13 protein-coding genes are annotated in these 18,919 nt (G+C 50.3%); 11 read left to right on the forward strand and 2 right to left on the reverse strand.

Annotated elements, in window-relative coordinates; translation table 11 throughout:
* Positions 1–6: 6 nt before the first annotated feature.
* The 5 genes from GCU39_RS27725 (at position 7) to GCU39_RS27745 (ending at position 8,415) form a co-directional block, all read left to right on the forward strand.
* Positions 7–882 carry a carbohydrate ABC transporter permease gene (locus GCU39_RS27725; protein ID WP_152396429.1) on the forward strand — a complete coding sequence of 292 codons (876 nt, stop codon included), beginning with the start codon at positions 7–9 and terminating at the stop codon, positions 880–882.
* The gene (locus tag GCU39_RS27730) at positions 879–1,703 is read left to right on the forward strand and encodes a carbohydrate ABC transporter permease (RefSeq protein ID WP_152396430.1); all 825 of its coding nucleotides are present in this window, start codon (positions 879–881) and stop codon (positions 1,701–1,703) included. Before GCU39_RS27725 ends, GCU39_RS27730 begins: the two co-directional genes overlap by 4 nt.
* A gap of 24 nt (positions 1,704–1,727) precedes the next feature.
* On the forward strand, positions 1,728–3,851 hold the full coding sequence (locus GCU39_RS27735) for an alpha-galactosidase (protein WP_152396431.1): 2,124 nt from the start codon (positions 1,728–1,730) through the stop codon (positions 3,849–3,851).
* Positions 3,852–4,050: 199 nt separating this feature from the next.
* Positions 4,051–5,325, forward strand: coding sequence for an L-cysteine desulfidase family protein (locus tag GCU39_RS27740; RefSeq protein WP_407671725.1), 1,275 nt, complete (start codon positions 4,051–4,053; stop codon positions 5,323–5,325).
* A 282-nt stretch (positions 5,326–5,607) separates the two neighbouring features.
* A complete protein-coding gene (locus GCU39_RS27745; RefSeq protein ID WP_152396433.1) occupies positions 5,608–8,415 on the forward strand; it encodes a bifunctional diguanylate cyclase/phosphodiesterase in 2,808 nt (935 codons plus the stop codon).
* 57 nt (positions 8,416–8,472) lie between these two features.
* On the opposite strand, the gene GCU39_RS27750 is transcribed toward GCU39_RS27745, so the two are convergent.
* Together GCU39_RS27750 and GCU39_RS27755 are read right to left on the reverse strand one after the other, a co-directional pair.
* Positions 8,473–9,603: a cytochrome P450 gene (locus GCU39_RS27750; RefSeq protein ID WP_152396434.1), complete on the reverse strand. Its 1,131-nt coding sequence runs from the start codon at positions 9,601–9,603 to the stop codon at positions 8,473–8,475.
* A gap of 34 nt (positions 9,604–9,637) precedes the next feature.
* Positions 9,638–10,213, reverse strand: a complete 576-nt coding sequence (locus GCU39_RS27755) for a TetR/AcrR family transcriptional regulator (protein ID WP_152396435.1) — start codon at positions 10,211–10,213, stop codon at positions 9,638–9,640.
* A 162-nt stretch (positions 10,214–10,375) separates the two neighbouring features.
* Between GCU39_RS27755 and GCU39_RS27760 the strand changes: the two genes are divergently transcribed.
* The 6 genes from GCU39_RS27760 to GCU39_RS27785 all read left to right on the forward strand — a co-directional run bounded on the left by GCU39_RS27760 (position 10,376) and on the right by GCU39_RS27785 (position 18,707).
* Entirely contained in the window at positions 10,376–11,281 is a 906-nt protein-coding gene (locus GCU39_RS27760) for a DMT family transporter (RefSeq protein ID WP_152396436.1), read from the forward strand.
* A 286-nt stretch (positions 11,282–11,567) separates the two neighbouring features.
* Positions 11,568–12,503: an ABC transporter permease gene (locus GCU39_RS27765; RefSeq protein ID WP_152396437.1), complete on the forward strand. Its 936-nt coding sequence runs from the start codon at positions 11,568–11,570 to the stop codon at positions 12,501–12,503.
* Positions 12,504–12,521: 18 nt separating this feature from the next.
* Positions 12,522–13,409, forward strand: a complete 888-nt coding sequence (locus GCU39_RS27770) for a carbohydrate ABC transporter permease (RefSeq protein ID WP_152396438.1) — start codon at positions 12,522–12,524, stop codon at positions 13,407–13,409.
* Between the two features lie 92 nt (positions 13,410–13,501).
* Entirely contained in the window at positions 13,502–15,169 is a 1,668-nt protein-coding gene (locus tag GCU39_RS27775) for a type 2 periplasmic-binding domain-containing protein (RefSeq protein WP_152396439.1), read from the forward strand.
* Between the two features lie 63 nt (positions 15,170–15,232).
* Positions 15,233–17,173: a sensor histidine kinase gene (locus GCU39_RS27780; protein WP_227793361.1), complete on the forward strand. Its 1,941-nt coding sequence runs from the start codon at positions 15,233–15,235 to the stop codon at positions 17,171–17,173.
* Entirely contained in the window at positions 17,148–18,707 is a 1,560-nt protein-coding gene (locus GCU39_RS27785) for a response regulator transcription factor (protein WP_152396440.1), read from the forward strand. The genes GCU39_RS27780 and GCU39_RS27785 overlap by 26 nt, the downstream gene beginning before the upstream one ends.
* Positions 18,708–18,919: the final 212 nt, after the last annotated feature.

The raw sequence follows: 18,919 nt of genomic DNA on the forward strand, positions 1-18,919 counted from the left end.
ACCGACATGTATGCTTCAAAACTGTATTCGTGGAAATTTATATTACCTGCATTTTTATTGTTCTTTGGATTGTTTCTAGTCCCTAACCTCATGGGATTCTATTATTCGCTTACGAATTGGAATGCGATGAGCGATCAGGTGAAATTTATTGGTCTCGACAATTTCCGAGAAGTGTTCACGGATCCATCCAACTTCCGGTTCATCTATAATACGTTGATGTTCGCTCTGGTGACGTCACTGTTCAAAGCGGTGATTGGACTCGCGCTGGCGCTGATGCTGAATGAAGGCATGAAGTCCAAAAACGTGCTAAGAACGATCTTCTTCATGCCGGTCGTCATTTCGAATTTAATCGTCGGGCTTATTTTCCAACAAATTTATAACCCGGATACCGGGATCTTGAATGAATTCCTGCATGCGATTGGTCTTGGCGCCCTCAGTCAGTCGTGGATCGGCGATCCGAAGCTTGCGATCTGGTCCAGTATGGGGGTTGAGATATGGAAAGCAGCGGGCTTTAATATGGTCATCTTCCTGGCAGGATTACAGATGGTCCCCAAAGAGATGTATGAGGCAGCAGACATCGACGGGGCTAACTATTGGAACAAATTGATGAAGGTTACGATTCCTTTTTTGATCCCTTCGATTACGATCAATATGATGCTGAATGTAATTTCAGGGCTGAAAGTGTTCGATGTGATTTTTGCTTTAACCAATGGTGGGCCGGGTAGAGCTTCTGAGGTGATCAATTTAACGATATTTAATCAATTTGGGCTTGGTACGTACGGCTATGGCACGGCGCTGGGTGTCTTGTTATTTGTGTTCCTCGCGGTGATATCGGTTGGCTTGGTTAAGATATTCACACGATCTGAGGTGAACGCAGGATGAGCAGAAGATTTAATATGATCAATGGAATCAAAGAGGCCCTTATGTGGGTGCTTAGTCTCATCATTCTTGTCCCTGTCGCTATGCTGATTCTAAACTCGGTGAAGAATGTAACCGAATCGGCTGTGATGAGTTTAAAGCTGCCTACGGAATTTCATTTGGAGAACTTCATGACTGTATTCAAGGATGGGAACATCATTCGTTCGTTCGGCAATAGCTTGCTCATTTCTTCATTTACATCGGTTATTACGATTATGACTTCTTCGATGGCCGCTTTCGTCATGACCCGGAATCGAACAAGGTTGAATCGCTATGTATATATTCTTTTTCTCGTAGGCTTAATTGTCCCGATGAACTATATTACAACAATGAAGGTGCTGCAGATGCTGCATCTGATCAATACGTTTACAGGCATCGTCTTGCTCTATTCGGCCGTGTTCATTCCATTTACGGTATTCCTGTTCTACGGCTTTGTCAGCGGTATTCCGAAAGAGCTCGATGAATCGGCGGTGATTGACGGCTGCGGGGGGACCAGCTTGTTCTTTCGAATTATCTTCCCGCTGATGAAGCCGGTATCGGTGACAGCGCTCATCATTAACTTTTTAAATTGCTGGAATGATTTCGTGCTTCCTCTGTACTTTTTGAATTCGTCGAGCAAATGGGGCATGATCATGACGATGTATAACTACTTCAGTCAGTATATTAGCTCATGGAACTTGGTGTCCGCAGCGATGTTGATTAATTTGGTTCCGATTCTATTCGTATATGTGCTAGGTCAGAAGTATATTATTTCAGGGATGACAGCAGGAGCCGTAAAAGGCTGATGTATGGAAAAGGGGGATTGGACAATGGCAATATTCAGCCTACCTGAGCGCAAGGCATGGGTCTTACGAACACAGCATGCTGATTACGTAATCGGCGTCGACGCAAGCGGGGCGCTTCAGCATCTGTATTGGGGCGAGCCGCTATCTATATCGGATGATATCCCGAGCACAGCTGGTCAGCATGCTTGGATCTGGGAGCCGGAAGAGGGCAACAGTAGGGAAGAATGTATGCCGTGGGGCAGACGCAACTTTGCCGAACCTGGCTTAAAGGTGGACTTCGCGGATCAGACGCGCGATGTTGTTCTCACATTTGACGAGGCCGATATTGAAGGAAATACACTTCGTATCGTCTTGAAGGATGTATTGAAGTCCCTGCAAGTGACGGTCTGTTATCGTGTCATTGATATATTTGATGTGATTGAGCGATCGGTGGACGTGAAGAACACAGGCATGGGGCCGGTGAACATTGAGCAGGTAATGAGTGCGATCTGGCATCTTCCCGTCTATCCGTCTTATCGGCTCACGTATCTGACCGGCCATTGGGGGGCAGAGACGCAGCTTCGTCGGGAACTGCTTCATGAGGGGAAGAAAGTGATCGAAGCCCGCAGAGGCATTACAGGGCATAACAACAATCCGTTCTTCGCCGTTGATTTCGGAGAAGCAACGGAAGAAACCGGCCTTGTCTACTTCGGCGGACTTGCCTTTAGCGGCCACTGGAAGATTGTTGCGGAGCGTACGCCGTATCAGACGCTGCAGATCGCGGCGGGCATCCATGATTTTGATTTTCGCTGGCGGCTGGAAGCGGGGGAGTCCTTCGTCTCCCCGGTATGCGTCGGCGGGTTTACGAATCAAGGATTCGGCGATGCGAGCCGTAAGCTGCACGGGTATCAACAGCAGCATGTGCTGCGGGGCAGCGGGCAGCTTCGCCCCATCTTGTATAATTCATGGGAAGCGACTTCTTTTGACGTGAACGAGACGAATCAGAAGGAACTCGCAGCAAAGGCGGCGCGGCTTGGCGTGGAGCGCTTCGTCGTGGATGACGGCTGGTTCGGTCAGCGTGATCACGATAAGGCGGGTTTAGGTGATTGGGTTGTGAACAAGATTAAGTTCCCGCAGGGGCTAGGGCCGCTTATCGATGAGGTGACGTCACTGGGCATGGATTTCGGCATCTGGGTTGAGCCGGAAATGGTGAATCCCGACAGCGACTTATATCGGCAGCATCCGGATTGGGTCTACCACTTCCCGGATCGCCCGCGCACAGAGGGCAGAAATCAGCTCGTGCTCAACTTAGCCCGCGAGGACGTTCAAGCATTTGTCTATAACGCCGTCGATGAATTGCTGTCTACCTATGCGATTTCGTTCATCAAATGGGACATGAATCGTTACTTCAGCGAGCCGGGGTGGCCGGGAGCGCCGGTGGGCCGCGATCGCGAAATCTGGGTTCGGCATGTGAACGCCCTCTACGACATTTGGCGGCGGCTGCAGGAGAAGCATCCGCATGTGCAGTTCGAGTCATGCGCTGGCGGTGGCGGACGTGTGGATATGGGGATCATGCGGTACGCTGATCAATTCTGGACGAGCGACAATACCGATGCGCTGGACCGACTGCGCATTCAATGGGGTTATTCGCACGCGTATACAGCGAAATCGATGGTATGCTGGGTGACGGAGACGGTCAACTACATGAACGGCCGGCAAATTCCGCTCAAGTTCCGGTTCCATAGCGCTATGATGGGAACACTCGGTATCGGCATGAACTTGAACCATCTGACCGAAGCGGAGATGGAGGAGGCGGCAGGGTACATCGCGCAGTATAAAACCATTCGTCCGATCGTTCAGGAAGGGCTCTGCTACCGGCTTTCTCCGCCTGAGCAATCGGATCTGACATCGGTGCAATATGTGGCGAAGGATGGACAGGAGGCGGTCGTGTTCGTGTTCCGGCACGCACAGCATTTCGGACATCCTGCGCTCCCCGTGAGACCGCGTGGGCTCGCACCATCCGCACGGTATCGCAATGTTGCAACTGGCGAAGTCCGCAGCGGGCAAGGTTGGATGTCGCGAGGCATCCTGCTGAGGCTGACAGGGGATTATGACAGTGCTATGATCAGATTGGTTCAGGATGAGAGTAATACGTACGAGTCGAAATAAATAGCTATATGTGGAAGCCGATAAGAATGATGATCGAGATCTTATCGGCTTTTCATAATTACAGTCATAGTTCCAATAAAAAATGATTGAGCATTCCTGTTTTTTTATGCTAATCTAATCCGAAGTGGTGCTGCACGATCTGTTCGGTGAGGAGAATTCGATTATTAGGAGGGATACCGTGTCCAACTTCAATGAGCAAATGACGCAGCTGCTGCAGCAAGAGTTAGTGATCGCGCTTGGGTGTACCGAACCTGTAGCCATTGCATGGGCCGCATCCGTCGCGAGAAGTCATGTCAAAGGCGATATGACACAGCTGGATGTGACGATCAGCGCGAATGTCATGAAGAACGCGATGGCCGTCGGCATCCCGGGAATGAAGCAGACGGGAATTGACTTCGTAGCCGCCTTGGGAGCGATCGCTGGGGATCCGAATAGCAAGCTGGAGGTGCTGAAGAGTGTTCCTGCAGAGGCAGAGCAGGAGGCAGCAGCTTTTATCGCAGCCGATCATGTGAAGATTAAATTATCCGATTCACCTAAAAAATTGTATATCGAGTTAATCGTGTACAGCGCGAGCGAACAAGCCAAAGTTATCATTGAAGATTTGCATACGAATATTACGCGTATTGAAGTCGGTGATGATTTGCTATTCGCCAAAGAATGCGATTACTTTCACGAACAAAATGATCAAGAAGATGATGTATATAGCCAATTGAGCCTCGAGCGTATTTATCAATACATTCAAGAGGTAGCGCTCGTTGATCTGGACTTGGTGAAGGAGAGCATTACGCTCAACCGAGCGATTTGTATCGAAGGATTAAAAGCAAGCTACGGTCTCCAAGTAGGTAAGATCCTGAAGGAGAACGTGTCTAAAGGACTGCTCTCGGATGATGTCATTACCCACGCAATGGCGCTTACCTCGGCTGGCTCCGATGCACGGATGGCGGGCGTGATGATGCCGGTGATGTCGAACTCGGGAAGCGGTAATCAAGGGATTGCCGTGACGATGCCTGTCGTCGCCGTCGCGGAGAAGATCAATGCTGATGAAGAGAAGATGATTCGCGCCGTGGCCTTCAGTCACTTGATCGCGATCTGGATCAAGTCGAAGTTCGGCCGTCTATCGGCGCTATGCGGCGTCACGGTCGCTGGGGCTAGTGCGGCGGCAGCCATTACGTACCTGCTCGGCGGGGACGTAAACCAGATGTCGTTCGCGATGCAGAATGCGATTGGCAACGTGACTGGTATGTTATGTGATGGCGCCAAGGCGGGATGCGCGATGAAGGTGTCGACGTGTACTGGCGCAGCGGTACAATCCGCATTGCTCGCGACATCAGGGATGAGAGTCCCTGGCACCAATGGGATTATCGGACAGGGGTTGGATGAGAGTATCGATAATTTCTGTCGACTTGGCAATGAAGGGTCCTTGAAGATGGATGAACTCATACTCGACATGATGCTGAATAAACGCAAAGAATAGAAGATTTTCGTTCGTATTCTGTAATATAAGAGTTAATATCTGGAATCATAGCGCATACGGATCATCAATGTCCGCAAGCTTGCTCTAAATCCATAATCTGTTGAAGCTGGAATAGGAATCCTGGGGGGTCAACATCGTTGATCTGATCAGGATTTTTTTGTATACGGAAAGTCCAAAAAATACGACAAAAAAAGGATTGGTTTGCCAGGGGAATTGTGGTAAAGTCATTGGGTTGATGTCGCTTTTTGACGAAATCATCAATCGTTCAATAGGGGAAATCTTATGGAGAAATTAACGCAGACATATAGTGTGGCGCTTGTTATTGTATCTTACTTGATTGCGGTCATTGCATCCTACACGGCACTCGATTTAGGGCGGCATGTGAACGATTCGCGCGGGAAGAGCCGCTTGTTCTGGCTCATTGGCGGCGCATGCTCCATGGGGCTTGGCATCTGGGCGATGCACTTCATTGCCATGCTCGCCATGCATCTGCCCATCGAGGTTCATTATGACGTGCTCAAGGTCTTTATCTCCATTATTTACGCTATCGTAGCCTCTGGTATTGCGCTGTATGTGGTGACGGGGAAGACGCTGACGATCGGCCGTCTGTCCATCGGGTCCTTGTTCATGGGGGCGGGCATTGCCTCGATGCATTATACGGGAATGGCTGCGATGGACATGCCTGCCACCATTCAATATAACACGTTTTGGTTCATCGTCTCGATTCTGATGGCCGTCCTCGTATCGACGGTCGCGCTGCTCATCACGTTCAAGCTTCGCACCGCGCGCAGTAATCTGTTGGGCACGCTGATTAAGCTGCTAAGCGGGTGTGTCATGGGGGCAGCCGTTGCCGGGATGCACTATACGGGCATGTATGCGACGACATTCGTCTCGCACCATGCGCATATTGATCATTCCGCCATGTCGATGAATTTTACACTGATGGGTTACGTGATCGGCATCGTGACGATGATCATTCTGAGCGCCACGCTAGCGACAGCCTATCTCGACCAGGTATTAACGGCGAAGACAAGAAAAGTGATGGAGAGCGATGAACGCTATCGTTCTTTGTTTGAACATAATTTAGACGGCGTCTTGTCCTTTACGAAGGATGGCGGATTCGTGAATATGAATCCAAGAGCCAAAGTGATCACGGGTGAAGATCATATTACATTCGTTGGCTTCTTATCCATGTGTCGTCCGGGGGATATCGCCGGTCTAGAGCTTCAATACGAGAAGACCATGCAAGGCGAAGCGCACAAATGCGAAGCGGTGATGACGAATCGTCAGGGCCTTACGCTCGATCTGAGTATAACGCTGGTGCCGGTATTCCTCCATGAGGAGATTGCGGGCGTGTTCATGATCGTACGAGACATTACGCTGCGGAAGCAGACGGAACGAGAGCTGCAGGAATCGGAAGAGAAATTCCGCTCCGTCATTCAGTCGGCGACGGATGCGATTATTATATCGGATCATGCTTCGGTAATCATTTCATGGAATAAGGGCGCGGAGGACATGTTCGGCTATCAGGAGCATGAGGTGCTCGGGGAGCCGCTATCGAGAGTGATACCGGAACGATTCCATGATGCGCATCATCATGGTCTGGAGCGATTCGTTCGGACAGAGATTCCGAAGATGATCGGATCTACGGCTGAATTGGTGGGATTTCGGAAGGACGGATCGGAGTTCCCGCTCGAATTGTCCTTAGCTACGTGGAAGACAGGGGAGAAGATCTTCTTCACCGGCATTATTCGGGATATTACCGAACGGAAATTGGCGGAAGAGAAAATCAATCACATGGTCTTCCATGATTCGTTGACGGGGCTGCCGAACCGTCGATTCTTCGAGGAGAAGCTGCAGAAGGCGGTCGCTGCGGCCATGGAAGAGCAGCGGGAAGCTTACGTGATGTTCCTCGACTTGGACGGATTCAAGTTGGTGAATGATTCGCTTGGACATGACTTCGGCGATCTGCTGCTGAAGGAAGTAGCGGGTCGAATTCTAACATGCGTAGAAGGGCATGGGGTCGTGTCGAGATTAGGCGGCGACGAGTTCACCATTATTCTCGAAGAGATTTCCGAGCAGGAGGCGCTTCATATCGCGGATCAGATCATTCATTCCATTGAAATGCCGATATTAATCGACGGGCATGAGCTCTATGTCACGACGAGTATGGGCATCTCGCGATATCCAGATGACGGGGCCGATTCACGCACGCTGATGAAGCGAGCGGACACGGCGATGTATACGGCGAAGGAACAAGGCAAGAACAATTATCGGATCTATGCGCCGACGATGCAGCTCGTGACCGATCAGAAAATATTTCTACAGAACGAATTGAATCAAGCACTGGAGAACAAAGAACTGATCCTCTATTATCAGCCGCAGATCAGCATGAAGGATGGGATGATTGCCGGCATGGAGGCGCTCATTCGATGGAATCATCCGACGAAAGGCATTATCCCGCCGGATCAATTCATTGCCCATGCCGAAGAGACCGGGTTAATTGTGCCGATCGGGGAGTGGGTGCTGCGGACGGCTTGCAGACAGAACAAGGCTTGGCAGGACCAAGGGTTCCCGCCGATGCGTGTCGCTGTGAACCTCTCAGCGCGCCAGTTTTTGAAGAAGAACCTGGTGCAGTTCGTGAAGAATGTGCTGCAAGAGACCGGGCTTGCGCCAGAATATTTGGAGCTGGAGATCACCGAGGGAACGATGCTGGATGTGCAGCGTTCCGCCGATGCGCTGGAGAAGCTGAAGAGGCTTGGCGTTCACATCGCGATTGATGATTTCGGAACCGGGTACAGCTCCCTTTCGTACCTGACGAATTTTCCGCTCGACAAGCTGAAGATTGACCAGTCCTTTATCCGGGATACGCCGACCAACCAGAATAACAAAGCGATCGTCTCGACGATTATTTCGATGGCGCGCCACTTGAAGCTGCAGGTGATCGCCGAAGGGGTGGAGACGGAAGAACAATTGCATTTCTTGCGGGATGAAATCTGTGATGAGGTGCAAGGATACCTATTCAGCAAGCCGCTGTCGGTCGAGGAGATGGAGCAATATTTTAACAAGAGCATGTCGGAGGTCAAATAGAGCCATATCTGCAAAAAAGGGAGATCGTGCCGAATACGGAGCGATCTCCCTTTTGATTTATGCGATGAAGAATGGCAGCGACTTCAGTCCGAAGATCATCGAGCTCTCGGCGCGTTCAAGCATATGGCTCTGATCCCGCCGGAAGTTCGCGAATCGTTCGAAGAGGATGCGCAGCGCAATGCGGGCCTCCAATCTTGCGAGCTGTGCGCCGAGGCAAAAGTGAATGCCGTGTCCGAAGGCGAGATGCGGATTCGGGCTGCGATGGATGTTGAAGGTGTTCGGCGATTCGAAGACGGCCGGATCATGGTTCGCCGATCCGATCCAGATGTCGACCTGCTGACCAGGCTCGAGCGATTGACCGCACAGCTCCGTTGCTTGCTTCACGCGGCGGCTCATCTTCTGTACTGGTGAGCAGTAACGGAGCACCTCTTCGATCGCTGTCGGGAAGAGAGAAGGATCGGCAGCCAGCTGTTCTCGGGCCGATGGCTCGCTGTCGAAGCAGAGCATCGCCGAGGAGATGAGATTCGTCGTCGTCTCGTTCCCGGCGACGAGCAGCAGCACGCAGAAGCCGATGATCTCGAGATCGGTCAGCTGCTCGCCGTCGACATGGGTATGCACGAGGCTGCTGATGAGATCCTGCTGCGGCGCGGCGCGGCGTCCGTTCGCAATCGCCGTGAAGTATTCGCTCATCTCTTGCTGGCACTGGATGAAGGCATCATAGCTCGTTCCGACGAGCGCGTTCGACCATTCCCTGAACTGCAGCCGATCCGAAGCGGGAATGCCGAGCATTTCAGCGATGACGATCATTGGCAGCGGACTGGCAAAGTCATGGAGTACATCCATGCGGCCGCGCTGCTCGATTTGATCACATAGCTCATGGGAGATAGCGGTAATCTTCGGCGCTAGCCCTTCGATGACTTGCGGCGTGAAAGCGCGCGAGACAAGCATGCGCAGCTGACGGTGCTTCGGTGGATCCAAGAAGAGGATGCTGGCATCAATCGGCACTTCGGCCGTGTCATTTAATTGCGAGGAGAAATGTTCATGATTTGTGAAAATAGCTTTAATGTCCTCGTATCGAAATGCGTCCCAGCTATTGTGCTCTGCATCGTAAGACAGGGGCGCTTGCTCGCGCATGTCCTTGAACCAGGATAACGGGATAAGTTCATTACCTTCCTTCAACCATTCCATCGTAGATCACCTTTGCCTTCTCATTTGATTAGGATCAACCTTTCGTCAGGAAAATGCCCGTCGTCATCGTCGTGTACAGGAATTGTTCCAGTTCCTCACGGGTCACTTCATCCTGATGACTCATGTAATAGCGGCACCCGTTATCGATCATGCCGATCAACGCGGTTGCGGCAAGCCGGCAGTTTCCTTCTCGCATGCCGCCGGCACGTTGGGATTGTTCCAAGCCGTCAGCTACGAAATGGATATATTCGAGCCGCATCTTCCGGACTTCCTCCAGCACATCTTGATCGAGCCCATTGGATAATTCGTTGAAGACGATGTGTGCGAAGCCGCTCGATTCCAAGAAGATATCAAGATTATGCCTGATGATGCGCATAACCTGCTCCGAGAACGGAAGGTCTGCGTAGATGTCGGCTTGGACACGATCCATAAGCTCTTGCAAGCCCTCAGCGACGATTGTCTTGAACAGCTCGGACTTGCTCTTGAAGTGATAGTACAAGGTGCCCTTCGCGACATTCGCTCGCAATGCGATTTCATCCATGCTAGAGCGGTGGAACCCGTGTTCTGAGAATACCTCTTCGGCTGCTTGAATGATTTTATTTCTACTCATGAGTTGTCGGCCTCTCCAATGCATTTTGATTTTTTGTACTGACTAGTCAGTTCAATCTTATCGCATTGGAAAATGTTAGTCAATCGGTCAGATCAAACGCTAGTAATATTTTTAAAAAAGAGTATAGTTATGGAGGTATAACGGAAAGAAGGAAGGCGCATCATGGCACAGACAAAAGCATCAGTTAGAACGATCGTATCGATTGCATTTCTCGTCTTGATCTGGGGGTTATCTTGGTCCATCTATAAAGTCACGCTGCACTATACGCCGCCGATCCTATTCGCAGGTATGCGCTCCTTATTCGGAGGTTTGCTGCTGGCGATATGTTTACTGCCGACGTGGCGTAAATTGCAGTGGCGCGAGAACTGGTCGCGCTACGTGATTTCCGGGCTGCTGAACGCCGCATTTTTCTACGGCTTGCAGACGGTCGGACTCATCTATCTGCCAGGCGGGTTATTCTCCGTACTGGTCTATTTCCAACCGGTCTTGATCGGTTTGTTCGCTTGGATGTGGCTGGGTGAGCGGATGTCACTTATCAAAGTCGCAGGGCTGCTGATCGGGTTCATCGGCATCATCGCCGTAAGTTCAGGCAGCTTCACCGGACAAGTCTCCTTCGTTGGCGTTACGCTAGCCTTGCTCGCAGCGATTAGTTGGGCACTCGGCGTTATCTACGTGAAGAAGGAGAGCGGAAAAGTCGACTCGATGTGGATGGTCGCGTTTCAATTTATCCTTGGCGGCGGTTTATTGACGGTCATTGGGTCTGGCGTCGAGAGCTGGTCCAGCATTACGTGGAATAGCACGTATCTGCTCGGGCTTGGGTTCGGTTCTACGCTTGGCATCCCGATTGCATTCGTTATCTACTTCCATCTGATGAATACGGGCGAGGCGAGTAAGGTCGCATCGTTCACGTTCTTAGTTCCGCTTATCGCAGTGTTGACGGGGACATTATTTTTGCATGAGCCATTCACTTATTCCTTATTGCTGGGGCTGGTCCTCATTGTCGTCAGCATTTATTGCGTGAACTATACGAGTAAACGCAACAAGAAGGGAATTGCGCTGCAAGAGTAGTGCATGTCTACCCTTTTAACCGTCATCATATAAACGGCGATCATTTTGACCGCATCATTCATTTCTGCGTGGTTAGCCGATAGATAGATCCACCTATCCTGAATAAGCTTGCTGGTCCCCTCTCAAGGGAATGCCAGCGGGCTTTTTTGGTTCGTGCACGACCCGAAATTATCATACCCAACCTAAAATTAGGCGCCTATTCACGTCGCAGGGGAGCTTTTACAATGATACATGTAAGAGCTTACATCTAGAATGATAGAGCGAAGGACAGGGGGCGTGGCTCAGTATGAGTTCGATAAGCAGCAGTGAGAAGAGAAGGACAAGATTCAAGAAATTCTACGGACAGCGGTACCTTCAGGTGATGGCCTTGTTAGGCGTCGCATGGATGATTGTGTTCAACTATATTCCGATGTACGGCATTATTATTGCATTCAAGGAGTTCGATATTATTAGCTCGATTTCGGCGGCGCCGTGGGTTGGGTTCGAGCATTTCAAAGCATTCCTAGAGGATGAAAATTTGCCTTATGTCATTAAGAATACCCTCGGGATGAGCATCCTGAAGCTTGTCATCGGCTTCCCGCTGCCGATTCTATTCGCACTTTTCCTGAACGAGATCCGCTCCGCTTTCTTCAAAAAGTCGATCCAGACGATCTCGTATCTCCCGCATTTTTTATCGTGGGTCATCCTCGGCGGCATTATGGCGACATGGCTTGCGGACGTCGGGATCGTGAACAAAATCCTGATGGCGTTACATTTGATTGAGGAGCCGATTACCTACTTGGCGGAGCCGGATCATTTCTGGACGATTATCATTACATCCGACATTTGGAAGGAGCTCGGCTGGTCAGCCATTATCTACTTGGCAGCGATCTCCAGTGTGTCGCCGGAGTACTACGAAGCGGCGACGATCGACGGTGCGGGGCGCTTCCAGAAGATCTGGAACATTACGCTCCCATCGATCAAAGGGACGATTACCATCCTATTCATCCTGGCCGTAAGCGGACTGTTGAACTCTAACTTCGATCAGATTCTCGTGCTGCGCAATTCTCTGAACGAGACGTCTAGTAACGTCATTGACTACTACGTCTATCAGACGGGACTGTTATCCGGCAGGTATTCCTATGCGACGGCTGTCGGGCTCATCAAGTCTGTCATTGCGCTTATGCTGCTGCTCGGCGCGAACTACGTGACGAAAAAGCTGAACAACACATCATTATTCTAAGCAAAGGCGGTGACATCCATGTTCGCATTCAAAAGACAATCCGCTTCCGATGCGGTATTCGATATGATCAATAACTTCGTAATGTTATGCATCTGCTTCATGACGCTGTACCCGATCTGGTACGTCGTCGTTAATGCCTTCAACGACGGGGCAGATGCTATGCGCGGCGGTATCTATTGGTGGCCGAGACAATTCAGCCTCGAGAGCTTCCGCGCGGTCTTCAGCAGCAGCGGGATCATGACGGCGATGGGGGTGACGGTGGCGAAGACGGTCATCGGGACGGTCGTGCATGTCTTCTTCACCGCGATGGTGGCCTACGCCGTATCTCGCAGGGAACTCATCGGCCGCAAGCTCTATATGATTATCGGTACGATTACGATGTTCTTCGGCGGGGGCTTAATTCCTTACTATCTGCTCATTCGAGACTTGGGTCTTTTAGACAGTTTCTTGGTCTATATCATTCCGGCAATGTTCAGCTTCTTCGACCTTATCATCTTCCTCTCGTTCTTCCGAGAAATCCCGGAAGCGCTGGAGGAAGCGGCAAAGATTGACGGCGCACATGATTTTCGAATTTTTTACAGCGTCATTATTCCGTCTTCGATGCCAGTGATTGCGACGATCGGCTTGTTCCACGGCGTTTATCAGTGGAATGACTATTTCACCGGCATGATCTATATCAACAACACGGATTTGCAGCCGATTCAGACCTTTTTGTTCCGCGTGGTTGCGCAGTCCAGCTCGAATCAGATGCTGGCATCGATGCCGAGTGGGGTGGCCGTTACCGTCACTTCCCAATCGCTGAAGCTGGCGACGATGGTGGTGACGACGGCACCGATCGTGTTCGTCTATCCCTTCTTGCAGAAGTATTTCGTGAAAGGCTTCATGCTCGGAGCAATTAAAGGCTAGCGGGGATTATCAATGATTGGTACCGCCTTGGCTTACTGGAAGCGCTGTACCATGATTGTTAATAGATTATAATTGGTGAAAAGGGGAGACTTATGAGACGTTCACGTAAATTTTTGTTAACACTGTTAACTTTGATGCTGGCATTCGGCATGGCGGCGTGTTCTGGTGGTAAGAAGGAAGAGAGCGCGGCGCCTGCGAAGGAAGCCGATGCCGAAGCTGTGAAGACCGCCGTGAATCCGGATGAACCGGGCTGGAAGCAATCAGCAGCGACGCCGATTACGTTCGATTGGTATATGAATTTCTCCTGGTTCAATAAGAAATGGGGAGATGACCCGACGAGTCAGTATGTGACGAAGAAGACGGGCGTCGGCATTAACTTTATCGTACCGGCGGGCAATGAGAACGAGAAGCTGAACACGATGATCGCTTCGGGCAAGCTGCCTGATTTTATAACCCTAGGCTGGTATGAAGAGGCCGTGAAGAAGATGGTTAACGGGAAACTCGTCCTGCCGCTGAATGAGCTGGCGGAGCAATACGATCCGTACTTCTTCAAGGTGGCGGATCCGGCAAAGCTTGGCTGGTATACGAACCCGGATGGCAATGTATACGGCTACCCGAACGCCTCGTCATCCCCGGCAGACTATAAGAAATACGGCGAAGTATTTACTTCGAACCAGACGTTTGAAGTGCGAAAGGATATGTACGAAGCAATCGGCAGCCCAGATATGAGTACACCGGAAGGCTTCTTGAACGCGCTGAAGCTGGCGAAGGAGAAATTCCCGGAAGTGAATGGGCAGCCGCTCATTCCGCTCGGCCTGCATGACTTTACCGATGTTGGGAACTACTCGCTCGAAGGGTATCTGCAGAACTTCCTAGCGATTCCGCAGCAGAAGGACGGCAAGCTCTATGATCGCCGCACGGATCCGGAATATCTGAAGTGGATCAAGACGCTACGCAAGGCGAACGAAGACGGCCTTCTCGCGAAGGATATTTTCATCGACAAGCGCCCTCAGATGGAAGAGAAAATTGCACAGGGCCGTTACTTTGCGATGCTGTACCAACGCTCGGACTTTGCTGCGCAGAATATGACCTTGCACCAGAAAGATCCGAATACGGCTTATATCGCGATCGACGGACCTGCCAATGCGGCGAAGGATGCGCCGACGCTGTCCGGTCCTGGTATTTCGGGATGGACGCTTACGCTAATCTCCAAGGACGTGAAGGATAAGCAGCGCGCGATTCAGTTCTTAAGCTACCTAATCAGCGAAGAGGGGAACAAAGATTTATTCCTCGGGGAGAAAGGCTTCTCCTACGACACGATTGATGGGAAGGATCAATTCCTGCCGGCAGCGCTCGAAGTATTGAACAAGGACCGGACGGCATTCGACCAGAAATACGGTTCATCTTTCACGTATTGGATGCTGATGGACACGAATATGAACCTGCAATGGGCTCCGCCTAGCGTGGACCCTGCGAAGCAGATGGAGGATTGGACGAAGGGGAAATCGATCAGCATGGCGGAATTCGACAATATCGATCCTCCTGCGGCGTCGGAGGAAGGCATTGCCAACAGTAAGATTGCACGCAATTGGGGCAAGGCATTGCCGAAGATGCTGCTCGCCAAATCGGATGCCGAGCTGGATGAGATCTTCAATAAATTCATGAGCGACCGTGCAGCTTCCGGCGGCGACAAGATTGACGCCTATCGTCAGCAAGCTTATGAGAGTAACGTGAAGAAGCTCGAAGCACTGAACAAATAATTGTAATCGATATACAATGGCCCGGGGATTCGTCATGTACGAATGATCCGGGCTAATGACATCATGGGGATGGAAGGGATGGGGAGCATGAATCGTGTGCGAAGATGGGCGGCGAATCGGATGGAATCCATCGGTGGCTTGTCGATCCAGATGAAGCTGATTATTTCGTTCATCGTGATCATCCTGATTCCAATCGTATGTCTATCTTGGTATCTCTTCCATGATATCTACCTGAACCGGATTCAGGATATGACTAAGAAGAATCAATACATACTCGATATTGAGAAGACCACGATCATGAACAATATGAATCTGATGGAACGAACCGCGCAGCTGTCGCTTTCGAATAATGAGATTAACGATTATTTGCAGAGTACCGAAGAGCTTGACGTCAAGAGCTTGCTCGATTTCAAGAACAAGACATTCAGTACCTTTCAATACTTTTTGTTCAACAATCCCAGCATCGCGAATATTCGGCTGTTCACGGATAATCCAAGCATCTATGAGTTGTGGCCGATTATTTTCAAAGAAAGCCGGATTGCGAACAAGTCTTGGTATCCGACCGTCATTGCTCAACAAGGCATTGTCCGTTGGGAGATTAACCGCAGCGATCAGGGCGCGCTCGTCACGGCCTCTCCAGACCCGAACCGTACCGAGTTGTACATCTCTCTACTTCGGGAATTCAAGAAACCGGATAACACGCATAACGGTGTGCTGGAGGTGAATATGGAACTCAAGAACTTCTTCACGAAGACCTTCAGTATGATGCAGGATCGAGATTCCCAGATGATGATCGTCAGCCGCGATGGCAGTCTGTACACGAATGAGCAGGCGGAGATTTTCAGACGAATCCCAGCAGCAGAGCTTGCACGACAATTCACCATGCATCATAAGGGGGCAAGGGACAGCTTCGCCTTGACTATCGAGGGGCAGCCCTTCTTATTCATTCAGAGCTATATCGATCGCTTAGATATTACCCTTGTGAATGCCGTGTCGCTGCAGAGTACGATATCGGATATCAATAAGACGCGGAATCAGATGATACTGGTAACCTTCGTTCTTATTGTTCTTCTCTCGCTTATCTCTTATTTCTTGCATTCCCTGATTCTGAAGAAATTGAAGATTCTAAGAGATTCGATGAAAAAAGTGCGAAGAGGGGATTTCCATGTCGACATCCAGGTGAAGGGGACGGATGAAGTTGGAGAGCTAGCGCATCATTTCAGGCAGCTGCTGAAGCAGATTCAAGAATTAATCGCCGATGCGGTGAACCGCCAAGCGACAGCGAAGGAAGCGGAGCTGAAGGCGCTCAAGAATCAGATTGATTCTCACTTTCTCTATAACACGTTGGAAAATTTGAAAATGATGGCGGAGATCGAGGCGCAGTATACGATTTCGGATGCGTTGACATCGCTTGGGAGCATGATGCGCTATAGTCTGCAGTGGACGAGCAATCACGTCAAATTAAGCGATGAGATAGGTCATATCCGCCATTATATTGCGATCATGAATATTCGCTATGAAGACCGTCTGGAGCTGGTGCTCGACATTCCGAAGGCGAATCTGATGCAGGAAGTGTTGAAGATGTCATTACAGCCCATCGTAGAGAATGCGGTCAAATACGGCTTGGGTTCGTCGCAGCATCAGAAGCCGAAGCTGACGATTACGATTCGCACGATGGTGATAGGCGATCAGATGATCATTGAGATCGAAGATGATGGTATCGGAATTGATCAGCGGAAACGGGATGAGATCAATCGGATGCTGGCGGCGGATGAGACGGAATATCAGCGGATGCGTGCCGCAGCAGGTTCACCTGATGCCAGGAGCACGGGGATTGGGCTTCGCAATGTGCATCATCGAATATCCATGTTCTATGGCAAGGAATACGGTATTCGCGTGAAAAGTCAGGAAGGAAGCTATACGCAGGTCCGAATGGTCGTACCTTATTTTATACTCGCAGGGGGAGGTGTGGAGCAACATGCGCAAGCTATTGATCGTAGATGATGAAAAGAATATCCGTCTCGGGCTGAAGTCAATGATCGAACGTGAGTTTGCAGATCAATATTCGTTCTATTTTGCCGGCGATGGGGAAGAGGCGCTTCGGATCGCGCAGGAGGAACAGGTCGAGATCTTGATCACCGATATTCGAATGCCTGTGATGGATGGGATTGAACTGATTCATCAGGTACGGGATGTCATGAAGCATCTCGCCGTCGTCATTCTTAGCGGGTATGATGATTTTCAATATGCGAAGGAAGCGATCCGCTGCGAGGTCAAGGAGTATCTGCTGAAGCCGATTGTGCGGCAGGAATTGTTCCAAGTCCTCACACGATTAGAATCGGAGCTGAATCAGCGCCAAGTGATTGCCGACCAGCTGACACACGCGATGCAGTTGATGGACGACTATAAGTCGGTGCAGCTGAATTATGTGCTGATGCATGAGGAATTGACGGCAGCGGACATGCGCGAACGGCTGTCCAAGGCAGGGCTTGACTGGCTGGACCATGGATATTACGTGGGAATAATGAAGATGACGGCAAGCGGACAGCCGGACCACTGCGTGCCTTACGGTTGTAAAATCGACGATGCATTGGAAGACGCGGGGGGGATGAACTGTATCCGTGTGAACGATAAGAACGGGCGAATGGTCATCATTGCGGAGCAGCGCGACATGCTGTATCGGATGACGAACCAACTATCATGCGAACCGTTCTTCGCCTACCGTATGGGAATCAGCGAGGCCATGATCGGCATGGAGCAGATTCGACAGGGCTATGCAGAGGCATGCAAGGCGCTGTGTTACTATCTGCTGCAGCCATGCTGCGGTGCGATTGAATACGGTACGATACGGGGGAGAGAGGCGAATTATCACCTCCCAATCGACGATTTGAAGAAAATTGCGAATATGCTCGGTACGGGCCGCGAAGCGGAGATGATGCGGTTGCTGCTGCATGTGTTCCATACGAAGGATATTGCTCGGTATGACATATGTTATTTGGAAGGCCTCAGTAGATCGTTGAATGAACTTGTCTTCGACAAGGTGTTCGAGGTCTACGGCGACGCATCCATCGAGATTCTCAAGCTCTATAGATGGGTCGGCAATATTTATAATTTCGATACATTCCATGACTACATCCATAATGTCAAAAGCCTGCTGCTGCGTTTGAATGATTACGTTGGTCAGGTGCGGTCTGTTCATCACGAACAGAAAGAAATGCATCATGCCTTGCAGTACATTCATGATCACTATCATCAGGATCTGAATATGGCGATGGTATCGAATCATGTGTCGCTCAATTACAGTTATTTCAGTCAGGCCTTCAAGGAGTACACGGGCGAGACCTTTGTCAGTTATTTGCGCAAGCTGCGGATCGAGCGAAGCAAGGAGCTGCTAGGTCGTACGGATTTCAAAGTCTATGAGATCAGCACACAAGTGGGATTCGAGAACGTGAAGCATTTCACCCGCGTGTTTCGGGAGATTGAAGGGGTCTCGCCTTTGGAGTATCGGACCCAACAGGAAATCCTGGAGAGGCGATAAGTCATTAACCAGGGAGAACCTATTGCTGTAATGGCCTTACAGTGATGGGTTTTTTGCCGTGTTCACGCAGTGGTTGTTATTTAAGCTCTTTTATCGTGCTGGAATAGATGGTGCGCAAAGGGATGAAAAAATGCCATAATCCACCTTAAGAATTGGATATTTTGCTTGAACGGATCTTTTTTATAATAGCATTTGAAAACGCTTTCTAATTA

The organism is Paenibacillus guangzhouensis (genome assembly GCF_009363075.1).
GTDB lineage: Bacteria > Bacillota > Bacilli > Paenibacillales > Paenibacillaceae > Paenibacillus_K > Paenibacillus_K guangzhouensis.